We start from the raw sequence: 11,390 nt of genomic DNA on the forward strand, positions 1-11,390 counted from the left end.
CGGATTCCAAATCTGGCTGTTTTTTAATTCTGCAATACTTTATAGTCCTTCCATTCTTCAGGAAGGAGAGCTTGATATTTTTTATTCAAATAGCGGTCATCTATTAAGACAATTGTTCCGTGATCTTTTTCAGAACGAATCAGCCTGCCTCCAGCCTGCAGAACTTTGTTCATCCCTGGATAGGTGTACGCATAATCATATCCATTCTTATTTTGATGGCGGAAATAATTTTTTATTATATCACGCTCTAATCCGATTTGAGGAAGCCCAACACCAACCACAAATACTCCATTTAGCCTGTCACCTTGCAGGTCAATGCCTTCCGAAAAAATTCCGCCCATAACTGCGAAGCCAAGAAGTGTATCACCGGCATCTGGCCTAAAAGCTTCGAGGAAAGCTTCCCTTTCTTCTTCTTTCATACCGGTTCTCTGGATAATTGTTTTAATAGGCAGATCTCTACCCTTAAACTGCTTGTAGACGTCCTCCATGTACTGATAGGATGGAAAGAAAATAAGATAATTGCCTGTATGTCCTGTGAGCATTTCCTTGATTATATCAACAATGGGCTGGAGAGATTCACCGCGATCACGAAACCTTGTTGACAGAGGCTTTATATATACTTCGGCCTGTCCTTTTGAAAAGGGTGATGGAATAGAAATGGTATAATCATCTGGCTTAAAGCCGAGCATGTCTTTAAAATAGTTTAGGGGCTGCAGTGTTGCAGAGAAAAATATCCTTGATTTAAAGCCTTTTCCTGCTTTCTGCAGCAGGTTTGAAGGATCCAGGCAGAACATTTTGATATGGAAATCATTTCTCTGCTTTTGAAAATAAGTAATAAATCTTTCATCATAAAGCTGGCTGATTCGAATAAAGCTTTGAACGGCAAAGTATGTTTCCAGCAATTCTTCCGCCCCTGTTTTATCCTTGTTCAGGACTAAATATTTTTCTGCATAGGCCATGAAATCTCTGAACTCTTGAACAAGTTCTTCCGGATCATCCTTCTCCACAAATGCGGGTTGTTATCCGTACTTCTTTTTCAGAGCTACAAACATTTCGTTTACACGTTTAGCGCTTTTCTGGATACCCTCGTCCTTTCCCTTAAAAATTCTGCTTAACTGGAGAAAAGATGACTTGTTCAATGCAGCTGAATACATCTCCCTCCCGCGGTCTACCAGATTATGGGCTTCATCAGTCAGAAGAACCGTTTTCTTTTTCTCCTCTTCAATAAAACGCTTTAAAGAGATACGGGGATCGAAAACATAATTATAATCGGCAATTATGGCATCCGCTGCATATGCTGCATCCAAAGAAAACTCAAAGGGGCATACTCTATGTTTATGTGCATATTTTTCAATGGCGGTTCTGTTTATCATATTCTCATGTTTCAGGAGGTCAAGTATAGCCCCGTTCACCCTGTCATAATAGCCATTGGCAAATTCACAGTACTCTTTTTGGCATCTGGTCTCATCCTTAAAGCAGATTTTGTCCTTGGCAGTAACCGTCACGGCTTTTAGCTCCAGACCGCTTTTCTGCATCATGGCTAATGCCTCTTCAGCAGCTTGGCGCGTAATTGTTTTTGCCGTCAAATAAAAAATACGCTGTATTTCCCCTTCACCGATGGCTTTTACAGCCGGAAAAAGAGTCGAAATGGTTTTTCCGATTCCAGTAGGAGCATTAGCATACAAGCTTTTTCCCTCTGAAATGGTTTTATAGACTGCACCGGCAAGTTTTCTCTGGCCGAGTCGATAATTTGGAAAAGGAAAGCTTAATTCATTTATGCTCTTCATCATTTCTATTCTGTGCGAAACCCTCATTTCCGCATAAGGAACGTAAGATTTAAGCAGTTCTCTCATAAACCTTTCAAGATGTTCATATGAAAAAGTTTGCTCAAACCTTTTTTCCTCTAACGTATCGCTTTGCACATAAGTTAATTGCACAATCATTTGCTTCAAATCATGATTCATCATAAAAATATAGGCATAGCATTTAGCCTGGGCCCAGTGCACAGGAAATGTTTCCTCTCCTATTTCTGCAAGAGGACGGCTAACGGATTTAATCTCATCTATAATGAAGCTGTTATTCCGCTGAAGCAATCCGTCACACCGGCCTTCCAAAATAAATTCCAGCCCCCCGCAAGAGATATTTGCAAGCAATGGCACTTCCTTTTGGTCTTTTTCCCCATATTGTTTTTGAATGTTCTGATGCAGTCTCGTTCCCTCCGAAAGACTAACCGAAGAGCGAAATCCTGTTTCAATGCTGCCGCTTCTGTATATATATTCAACTAAAGCTCTTACAGATATTTTTACCTTATTTTGCATTGAAACGGCTCCTTTTAATGTTGATTTCTTTATTATAGCACATATGTTCTGCTATTAAGAAATATTTGCAAAATCCGGAAAGCCCGTTTTACAATTAATATAGAAAAAGTCAAAAGGGGTGTGGATGGTTTTGTTCCTTTTCGGACAAAGCATAAAATGATGAAAAAAATAATACTATGGACCATGTCTGCATGCGCTTTGTCTTTCCTTGGGTTCCTGGTATATTTGGCATCAATGGATATGATTTCTGAAAAAGTGATGTCTGAAGTTGCCGGAAGCTTTAACGAAAAAGATATTGAAGCACTCGAAAATGACCCTGCTGTTAAAGATTTAATTGAACGGCATTCAGGCGACTTATCTGGGGTCGATTTAAAAAAGTCCTCTTTGCCTATCACGACAAAGGAAGAAGCTGTAAAAAAAATCTCAAAAGATTTCACTGTTAAAGAAATCCGTGAGGTAGCATCTAAAGCAAAAGGCGGCTTTACTCCAGATGAGCAAAAAGAAATTTATTCCCTCTTGACTGACCGATTAACAGAAGAAGAACTTACCGCTTTAAAAATGATCGCCATCCAGGAATTAGAAAAATAAGTTATCCAAAAATTACAAGCCTATCATCCTACTAAAGAACTGTTTATCGCCAATTCAGAAAATTCGTGACATTAGACTAAGGCAAACTGGGTTCCTCCTCATATTTTAATTAGTGAAGGAGGGATCAATCATGTATCAATTGGCTTTATTATATTTAGCATGCATGCTGGCTGGCTATGGACTGACAATGGTGCCCGCAACCGCAGTCATTACTTCAGGTATTACCAGCTTCTTTACGATTGTCGGCGGCCTGGCCATGCTTGTTTTCGGTCTAGCTATTCTTTATCTCGGAATAAAAGCATTACTCGGCAAATAGGATTACATTTGACTCGCATCGGCCAAAGCCGACGCGAGTCTTTTTCTGCCTTGACAGCAGTTCACCTGACTCTAAAGGCACATCTCTTTTTCACAGTTCAGCACAATGATATAATAATTGAAAAATGAAGCCATGGAGGATTATAATTTGCAATCTTTAAAAGACATCGGGCAGGAACTTATTAGTAAAAAGCTTGAAATAACCAAGGAATTCAATGAACTTTTGGAAGAAGGCTATGTGAAGCGCTTAAGTGCTTCACAGCGAAATCTGGATGAAATAAATGAATGGAGATCCCAGCTGATCGGTTTTTTGGGAGAAGCGATCATAGCCGGAGATTCAGAGTCTGTAGGAGAAAAAGTGTCTGAATGGGCAAGGATAACCGGCGAAGGAGCAGTTGAAAGCCAGCTTCCGTTGGATAAAGCGCTAAAAACAATCAGTGCATATCGTTCCCTGACATGGAAAGTGATTAAAGAATATGTAAAAACTCACTCTGTTGATCCAATGGAACTAATTGAGGTATCTGATATTATCGACCCTATTTTAGATAACGCAGCATCCGTATTCAGCTCATCCTACGTAAAGGACCATAAACGTTCACTGGATTTAGCCAAAGAAGCAATTCAGGAACTATCCGTACCTGTTATTGCGTTAACTAAAGATGTAGCTATTTTGCCATTGATCGGCGAGCTCGATACATATCGTTCAAAGGTTCTGATTGAAAAATCACTTCAAAAATGCTCAGAGCTCAAGGTGAATACGCTGATTATTGATATGTCTGGAGTAGCGATCATTGATACAATGGTGGGTCATGAAATTTTCCAGGTTGTTAGGGCATTAAATCTGATTGGTGTCAAAACCATCCTTACAGGCTTAAGGCCAGAAATTGCGCAATCTGTAGTTCAGCTGGGGGTTAGCTTCTCAAATATCCAGATAATGAGCAATCTTCAATCCGTAATTTCACAAATGTCCAAAGAAAACAGCATTTAAAGAAAGCCAGGCAGCATATTCATGGTAGTGCTGCCTGGCTCCAAATAAATTAAACCTCTTTTTCGGCAGGAAACATCTGCGGGACAGCAAGTTCTATCCCATTTTTATAAAAAGTGTCTGCTATCCGATGCCGGAGACGGCTCTCAAATTTCTGCTTCGCTGCAAAATGGGCAACAGGCACTTCAACAAGAAAGTCCATTGCCTTATTGCGGAAATCGACAAAGCGGATATCGGGTTCAGGATTAAGCAATATCCCCTCTGTTTTTGAAATTTCCCCTTCTACAACTTCTATTAGAAGCTCTTCCACCTTTTCTGTATCTGTACCATAAGCAACACTAATTAGCACTTGTGCAAGCATTTCCGAACCAGTCCGGTTTTTAATGATTTGTTCAATAAAATATTGATTTGGAACGATTAATGTCCCCTCTTTGGCTGTCCGGACAATGGTCGACCTTAAACGAATACTCTCAATTTTCCCTATCTTATTATTGATCTCAATCATTTCTCCAATTTCAACCGGCCGTTCAAAAAGAATGATAATGCCTGAAATAAAGTTGCCGGCAATGTTTCTCATGCCAAAACCAATCCCTATTCCAAGCACTCCCAAAATGGCAGCCGCAGCGCTTAAATCCACCCCGACAGTTGTTAAGCTTATGGCAAGCGCTGCAATCATGACCGAATAATAAACCATTCGATTAAAGGAATAACCCAGCCCCCGATCGACCCCGTAGAATTCATATACAGATGTTAGCACGTATTTGGTTACTACCTGTACCAGCCGATGTGCAAGCGAAATAATTAAAAAAGCGACAATGAGTAATTTGAGAGTCACATCAACTTCTCCAGCTGTGAACAAAACGTAGGACAGCCAATTCTCCCTTGAAAAAAACAGTAAAAAGAGGATGATAATTCCATAAAAAACAGCCCAATTTACCAATGAAGCAACGCCTTTCAGAATACGCTCGTTTTGAATTGAATTCCTTTTCCCCGTCTTATTAAAGGCCATATTTATAGCCCATTTTGCAGTCAAAATAATCCCAGCAAAAAAGAGAAAAAGTGCAGCTTCTTTTAGGGTTACATTTTTAACTAATAGTATAGTCACATTCAATTCTTCCATTTAACACTCACCTGTTTAACTTCTGTTTTTTATCTATTCCTTGTTTTCAGGATTGCTAAACAGAAAAAACATAAACCATCCTGGTGTTTAACAAAGATAAAAAAAGGAAAGGTGAATATAAAATACAAAATGCAAGGTTGGGGTATGTAAATGTGGATGAACAAGCCGTTCTTCAAATATGCAACAGGCATTATTTTACTATTGATCATCATTTATTTATTAGGAAAAATTGATTGCTTTCTTTGGCCAATCAGGGCTTTAATTGCTTCGATTTTTTTTCCGATCTTGCTTTCGGGCGTACTGTATTATATTTTAAGGCCCATGGTAAGACTGGTTTCCAAGGCTTTGCCCAAGACTATAAGCATATTCGTAATATTCACTGCAGTTCTTGGTTTGGGCTGCGCTGGCTTTCAATTAATAGGAAATACTGCTGGAAGCCAATTAACGGAACTTACAGGAAATTTGCCAAATAAAATGAAGGAGCTATCAGATGAAACGGAAAAAGTTGTTGAAGAAAACAATATGGGAATGTTCTCCTATGATAATGTAAAAAATAACATTTTATCCTTTTTGAAATCTCTTCTATCAGGTGCCGGAGAAAATATTATGAAGGTTTTCTCCGCTATTACCAGTGTTGTAACGGTTTTAGCAGTTGTGCCTTTCATCCTTTTCTATTTTCTCAAAGATGACCACAAACTCAGGCCATTTCTTTTAAAACACCTACCTGACAAACATGCAGAAGAAGGCAACAGAATTTTGGGAGATATTGATAATACACTGTTTTCGTATGTTACTGGTCAGTTTATCGTCGCAGTGGCGGATGGTGTCTTAATGTATATCGGATATTTAATTATTGGGCTTGACTATTCTTTAATACTAGCTATTTTTGCAATGTTCCTGACCGTTGTCCCTTTTCTCGGACCCATACTGGGAATCATTCCGGCAGTCTTTATTGGCTTAATGCAGGGACCAGATATGGTAATAAAAATTATCCTGGTACTGATTGCTGTCCAGCTGCTTGAAAGCAACCTTGTTTCACCCCGTGTAATGGGGAAAAGGCTTAACCTGCATCCTTTAACCGTCATTATCATTTTGATGGCAGCCGGCTCCCTCTATGGATTTATAGGGATACTAATTGCTATCCCGCTTTACTCTGTAATTAAGGTCCTTGTGAAGGATTTCAGAAAATTTTACAGGCTCAGAACGACAAAGAGCATCTGATCCGAAGAGTAAAAGGCTTCCTGCCCGACAGCATTTTTTGTGAGAAATAAGAATAATATGATTCTTCGTAAATCAAACAGTATAATAAGAATTGTGCGGAAATATTTTGAGAGGAGTATTATCATGACTTACCCCAACACAAAAGAAACAATTAGTTTGTTAAAAGAAATTGTTTCCATTCCGAGTCCTTCCGGAAATACAAAAGAAGTGATTACATATGTAGAAAAGTTTCTGAATGAGCTTAATGTTGAAACAAGACGGAACCGCAAAGGCGGCTTGATCGCTACACTTCCTGGAAAGGATGATGCAAATCACAGGATGCTGACAGCACATGTTGATACACTTGGTGCGATCGTTAAAGAAATTAAGCCGAGCGGCCGCCTTAAGATCGACCTGATCGGCGGTTTTAAATACAACTCTATTGAAGGCGAATATTGTGAAATTGAAACGTCTGCCGGCAAAAAATACACGGGAACGATTCTTATGCATCAAACATCAGTCCATGTATACAAAGATGCTGGAAAGGCTGAAAGAAATCAGGAGAATATGGAAGTCCGCATTGATGAAAAAGTCCATAATGCAGAAGATGTCCGCGCTCTAGGAATCGAAGTCGGAGATTTTATTTCTTTTGATCCACGCGTACAAACGACAGCTTCAGGATATATTAAGTCCCGCCATCTGGATGACAAGGCGAGTGTAGCCATTCTTCTTCAGCTTATTAAACAGTTGATGACTGATAACATTGAGCTGCCATATACTACCCACTTCCTGATCTCCAATAATGAGGAGATTGGCTACGGCGGCAATTCGAATATTACACCAGAAACGGTTGAATATCTGGCTGTTGATATGGGAGCAATGGGAGATGGCCAATCTACTGATGAATACACCGTTTCCATCTGTGTGAAAGATGCGAGCGGTCCCTATCATTATGAACTGCGAAAACGGCTTGTTCAGCTGGCAGAAGACCATCAGATTGAATACAAGCTTGATATTTATCCTTTTTACGGTTCAGATGCCTCTGCAGCCATCCGTGCAGGCCACGACATCGTCCACGGCTTAATCGGGCCAGGAATCGACTCTTCTCATGCTTTTGAACGCACACATGAAGAATCGATTGAAAATACGGCTAAATTGCTGTATCACTATGTTCAATCAAGGATGGTACTCTAAAAATACAAAAACTGCACTCCGGCAATGGATGTGCAGTTTTTGTATGCTATTCAACTTTTTCTGGCGGCCTTTTCCCTCTTTGGAGTTCCCGGATCGAAAGGCCAAAGTCCATTTGCAGGTGAGGATTATCTTTAAAATGCTTCCAATCCCCTCCCCATTCAAAGCCAAGAACCTTGGCAATCTCGACAACCTCCATCCAATCAGCCTGGCCATTGCCATTTCCATCGTATTTCATGTCCCAAATGATCTGACCGTTAACAGACAGCAGCGCAAAATCAATTGCAAGTCCAAAATTGTGGTAAGATTCTCCTCCCTTGGCATGAGTTACAATGTTCCCTTCTTTAGAACGGCCTTTTTCATAAAGGGCGTCCTGCTCTTCAATGCTTCTGAAGCCTTGTGTAATGACCACATTTATACCTTTGTCAGCTGCTTTAGTGATTAATTCATCTTTTTTCTCAGCTACGATAGGATGGAGGCTATCAGGAAGTGCACGATCTTTAAGCTCTGGTTCTATTATTTGCTGAATATATTGATAGAGTATAAGCCCGATAGTTGTTACCACTAGCAAAAAGAGAATAAACCTGCCTAATTGTTTAAAAAACAACGTTTTATGTCCTTTCTTTGCTGGTTCTTTGGAAGATACCTATCTTATTTTAGCAAGATTTATCGGAAACTTCACTTTTAGGGATTCATATTTTGCATACTCATAAGCAAAAATAATAAAATACGCCAGCATTGCCGGCGTATTTTTCTGCTATTAATTATTAACGATTTTCCATCCACTCCGGCTTTCCAAAGCCTTTAAACTGTTCATCGATTACTTTTTCAAATTCAGCTGATTCAACAGCCTCTTTTAGGTCCTTGGCTAATTGGGTTTCTTCATTCTTAGTATCAATTACTACTCTGTTGCGGTACTGGTCAGGCATATTTTCAAGCTGCAATGCATCAAGCAGATTCATTTTTGCTGCAAGAGCAAAGTTCCCAGGGACTGCTGATAAATCAACGCTGTCAACTGCACGCGGAAGCTGAGCCGCTTCAATTGGCTTAAACTGCAGGTTTTTTACATTGTTTTCTACATCTTTCTCAGAAATAGTAAGTGGATCTGCATCTGGGTTTAATGTAATTAGCCCTGTATCCTCAAGAATTAAAAAAGCACGGGCTGCGTTAGTTGGGTCATTAGGAATCGCTATAGCTGCTCCGTCTTCAATTTCCTCCAGGGAAGCGAATTTTTTTGAATAAATGCCCATCGGAGCTGTTGGTACAGATATTACTTCTGATAGCTCAATTTTGTGTTCTTTTGCGAAGGTTTCCATATAAATTTTATGCTGAAAAAGGTTTGCATCCAGATCTCCTTTAGAAAGTGCAAGGTTTGGCTGAATATAATCGCTGAATTCAACAACCTTAACCGTATATCCTTTCTCTTCAAGCACTGGCTTAATGGCCTTGCTTACCATATCACTGTATGGGCCTGACGTAGCTCCGATGCTGATTTCCTTCTTATCGCTTCCTGCTTCAGACGAAGACTTTTCGCTTCCGCAAGCTGCCAATATCCCTAATGTAAGAACAAGTAATAATGCCAATCCCAATTTTTTCATTTTCTTTTCCCCCTGATGTATAATTTATTATCTTTTATCAACTAATCTTGCAATCCTGTCTCCAGCTAATTGGAATAGCTGGACCAGGCAAATTAGAATGATAACAGTTGTAAACATAACTGTATTATCATAACGATAATAACCAAATCGGATGGCCAGGTCACCGACTCCCCCGCCGCCGACAATGCCGGCCATTGCTGAGTATGCAACTAGGCTAATGACTGTAATCGTAATCCCCTGGACGATTCCCGGTTTTGCCTCTGGGATAAGAACGTCCTTTATAATCATCCATGGCGATGCACCAACTGCCACAGCGGCTTCAATCACACCTTTATCAATTTCGCGCAAAGACTGTTCAACTATTCTTGCAAAAAACGGAATAGCTGCAACCGAGAGCGAAACCGATGCGGCAGTTGGACCAATGGTAGTGCCAGTTATCAAGTTGGCCAAAGGCAATAGCGCAATAAGCAAAATGATAAACGGTATGGAACGGATCATATTAACGATGAACCCAACAATGTTTTTAAAAGCTGTATTTTCCAAAAATAAACCTTTATCTGTTGCAAATAGCAGAATGCCTGTAGGAAGGCCAGCAATTATCGCTACTGCAATCGATATCCCCACCATATAAATCGTTTCAAAAAAAGCTTTATTGAGTTCCGGCAGTATGCTTATTAAACTATCAAGCTGCATTCCGGATCACCTCCAAATTCTTTGTCCGCTCAGTAATGTAATGGATAGCACGTTCAATTTCAATAGACGCTCCCGTCAATTCCATGACAAAAATCCCAAGCGGCGTATCCTGAATATACTCAATTTTCCCATGAAGGATATTGCCCTTCACTTTAAATTGCTGAAATACATCCGAAATGACAGATTCCTCGGCGATGCTGCCCTGAAAATAAATCTTGATAATTTTTCCGGTCCGCTCACTTAAAAGCTTATCCGGCAAATCAAACTGCAGGATGCTGTTTATGAAATCCTTTGTCAGCGGCTTCTGCGGATTTGAGAAGAGATCATACACCTTTCCTTCTTCAATGACTCTGCCATCCTGCATAACAGCCATCCGGTCACAAATATCTTTAACAACTTCCATCTCGTGTGTGATTAAGACAATGGTTAAGCCGAGTTCTTTATTAATTTTTTTCAGAAGCCCAAGAATGGATTTCGTTGTGCTCGGATCTAATGCAGAAGTTGCTTCATCACAGAGGAGAACGGATGGATTGTTTGCTAAAGCTCTGGCAATGCCAACTCGCTGCTTTTGTCCGCCGCTCAGCTGTGAAGGATACACATCCCTTTTTTCTGTCAGCCCCACCATTTCAAGCAGCTCTTTTACACGTGCATCTATTTCTGCCTTTGTTTTATGTGCTGCTTTTAAAGCAAAGGCAATATTTTCATAGACTGTTTTTGAACTAACCAGATGGAAATGCTGAAAAATCATTCCGATTTTCAAGCGTGCCTTGCGCAGTTCTTTTTTTCCAAGTGCGGTTAATGACAGGCCATCAATTATTATTTCACCTGAGGTAGGCGTTTCTAATAAGTTTAAACATCTAAGCAGGGAGCTTTTGCCTGCACCACTGTATCCTACGATTCCGAATATCTCTCCTTTTTCCACTGTTAGATTTACATGATCTACACCTATTACACTGCCTTTTTTCGTTTCATATACTTTTACCAGATCTTTTATCTTTATCATTCATATCCCCCCGTTCAATATTCTTTTTGAAATTAAAAAACCTCTTTCCATTCGGAAAGAGGCCAGACTGTCGACAAACTCGATGAAAATCGTGCTTGTCTGCAGTCTTTTTTATTTTAAAATAGAAGTAATACAATGCTTGAGGTGATTTAAATGCTTTCAAAACATAATCCAATTCAACGGGATCAAATTGAAATGGTTGCTTTAGACGAACTTGTACCGGCGGACCATTTGGTCCGCAAAATTGAAGCGGCGATTAATTTCTCATTCATCTATGACTTGGTAAAAGATAAGTATTCAGAAAAAGGCCGCCCAAGTATTGACCCTGTAATATTAATTAAACTCACATTTATTCAATATACCTTCGGTATTCGCTCCA

General features: G+C 39.8%; 11 protein-coding genes and 1 pseudogene. 6 read left to right on the forward strand and 6 right to left on the reverse strand.

Translation table 11 applies throughout. The features are described from left to right. Window positions 1-23: 23 nt before the first annotated feature. A pseudogene (locus L634_RS30955) lies at window positions 24-2,318 on the reverse strand (helicase C-terminal domain-containing protein). A 156-nt stretch (window positions 2,319-2,474) separates the two neighbouring features. Between L634_RS30955 and L634_RS0110220 the strand changes: the two are divergent. From L634_RS0110220 to L634_RS30960, 3 genes are all read left to right on the forward strand, one after another. Beyond that, on the forward strand, window positions 2,475-2,906 hold the full coding sequence (locus L634_RS0110220; protein ID WP_232233743.1) for a hypothetical protein: 432 nt from the start codon (window positions 2,475-2,477) through the stop codon (window positions 2,904-2,906). A 130-nt stretch (window positions 2,907-3,036) separates the two neighbouring features. Next, window positions 3,037-3,222 (forward strand): hypothetical protein, encoded by a 186-nt coding sequence (locus tag L634_RS0110225; protein WP_026582370.1) that lies wholly within the window; start codon window positions 3,037-3,039, stop codon window positions 3,220-3,222. A 147-nt stretch (window positions 3,223-3,369) separates the two neighbouring features. Next, a complete protein-coding gene (locus L634_RS30960) occupies window positions 3,370-4,209 on the forward strand; it encodes an STAS domain-containing protein (protein ID WP_051428303.1) in 840 nt (279 codons plus the stop codon). A 49-nt stretch (window positions 4,210-4,258) separates the two neighbouring features. On the opposite strand, the gene L634_RS0110235 is transcribed toward L634_RS30960, so the two are convergent. Then, window positions 4,259-5,326 (reverse strand): mechanosensitive ion channel family protein, encoded by a 1,068-nt coding sequence (locus tag L634_RS0110235; protein ID WP_232233744.1) that lies wholly within the window; start codon window positions 5,324-5,326, stop codon window positions 4,259-4,261. Between the two features lie 150 nt (window positions 5,327-5,476). Here L634_RS0110235 and L634_RS0110240 point away from each other — a divergent pair, with 150 nt between their 5' ends. Beyond that, on the forward strand, window positions 5,477-6,547 hold the full coding sequence (locus L634_RS0110240) for an AI-2E family transporter (protein WP_026582372.1): 1,071 nt from the start codon (window positions 5,477-5,479) through the stop codon (window positions 6,545-6,547). 123 nt (window positions 6,548-6,670) lie between these two features. Next, window positions 6,671-7,720 carry a M42 family metallopeptidase gene (locus L634_RS0110245; RefSeq protein ID WP_026582373.1) on the forward strand — a complete coding sequence of 350 codons (1,050 nt, stop codon included), beginning with the start codon at window positions 6,671-6,673 and terminating at the stop codon, window positions 7,718-7,720. 46 nt (window positions 7,721-7,766) lie between these two features. On the opposite strand, the gene L634_RS0110250 is transcribed toward L634_RS0110245, so the two are convergent. From L634_RS0110250 to L634_RS0110265, 4 genes are all read right to left on the reverse strand, one after another. Further along, on the reverse strand, window positions 7,767-8,324 hold the full coding sequence (locus L634_RS0110250) for a M15 family metallopeptidase (RefSeq protein ID WP_026582374.1): 558 nt from the start codon (window positions 8,322-8,324) through the stop codon (window positions 7,767-7,769). Window positions 8,325-8,484: 160 nt separating this feature from the next. Next, the gene (locus L634_RS0110255) at window positions 8,485-9,315 is read right to left on the reverse strand and encodes a MetQ/NlpA family ABC transporter substrate-binding protein (protein ID WP_026582375.1); all 831 of its coding nucleotides are present in this window, start codon (window positions 9,313-9,315) and stop codon (window positions 8,485-8,487) included. Window positions 9,316-9,342: 27 nt separating this feature from the next. Beyond that, window positions 9,343-10,008, reverse strand: a complete 666-nt coding sequence (locus tag L634_RS0110260) for a methionine ABC transporter permease (RefSeq protein ID WP_026582376.1) — start codon at window positions 10,006-10,008, stop codon at window positions 9,343-9,345. Continuing rightward, on the reverse strand, window positions 9,998-11,011 hold the full coding sequence (locus L634_RS0110265) for a methionine ABC transporter ATP-binding protein (protein WP_026582377.1): 1,014 nt from the start codon (window positions 11,009-11,011) through the stop codon (window positions 9,998-10,000). The genes L634_RS0110260 and L634_RS0110265 overlap by 11 nt, the downstream gene beginning before the upstream one ends. Window positions 11,012-11,164: 153 nt before the next feature. Here L634_RS0110265 and L634_RS0110270 point away from each other — a divergent pair. Further along, window positions 11,165-11,390: IS1182 family transposase (locus L634_RS0110270; RefSeq protein ID WP_026582378.1), on the forward strand; the 226-nt coding region annotated here is incomplete at its 3' end.

This window comes from Bacillus sp. J33 (assembly GCF_000518885.1).
Classification (GTDB): domain Bacteria; phylum Bacillota; class Bacilli; order Bacillales; family Cytobacillaceae; genus Cytobacillus.

Coding starts and splice junctions, on each gene's coding strand:
- L634_RS0110220 (WP_232233743.1), top strand. CDS start 2,475: ATGATGAAAAAAATAATACTATGGACCATGTCTGCATGCGCTTTGTCT.
- L634_RS0110225 (WP_026582370.1), top strand. CDS start 3,037: ATGTATCAATTGGCTTTATTATATTTAGCATGCATGCTGGCTGGCTAT.
- L634_RS0110235 (WP_232233744.1), bottom strand. CDS start 5,326: ATGGAAGAATTGAATGTGACTATACTATTAGTTAAAAATGTAACCCTA.
- L634_RS0110240 (WP_026582372.1), top strand. CDS start 5,477: ATGTGGATGAACAAGCCGTTCTTCAAATATGCAACAGGCATTATTTTA.
- L634_RS0110245 (WP_026582373.1), top strand. CDS start 6,671: ATGACTTACCCCAACACAAAAGAAACAATTAGTTTGTTAAAAGAAATT.
- L634_RS0110255 (WP_026582375.1), bottom strand. CDS start 9,315: ATGAAAAAATTGGGATTGGCATTATTACTTGTTCTTACATTAGGGATA.
- L634_RS0110260 (WP_026582376.1), bottom strand. CDS start 10,008: ATGCAGCTTGATAGTTTAATAAGCATACTGCCGGAACTCAATAAAGCT.
- L634_RS0110265 (WP_026582377.1), bottom strand. CDS start 11,011: ATGATAAAGATAAAAGATCTGGTAAAAGTATATGAAACGAAAAAAGGC.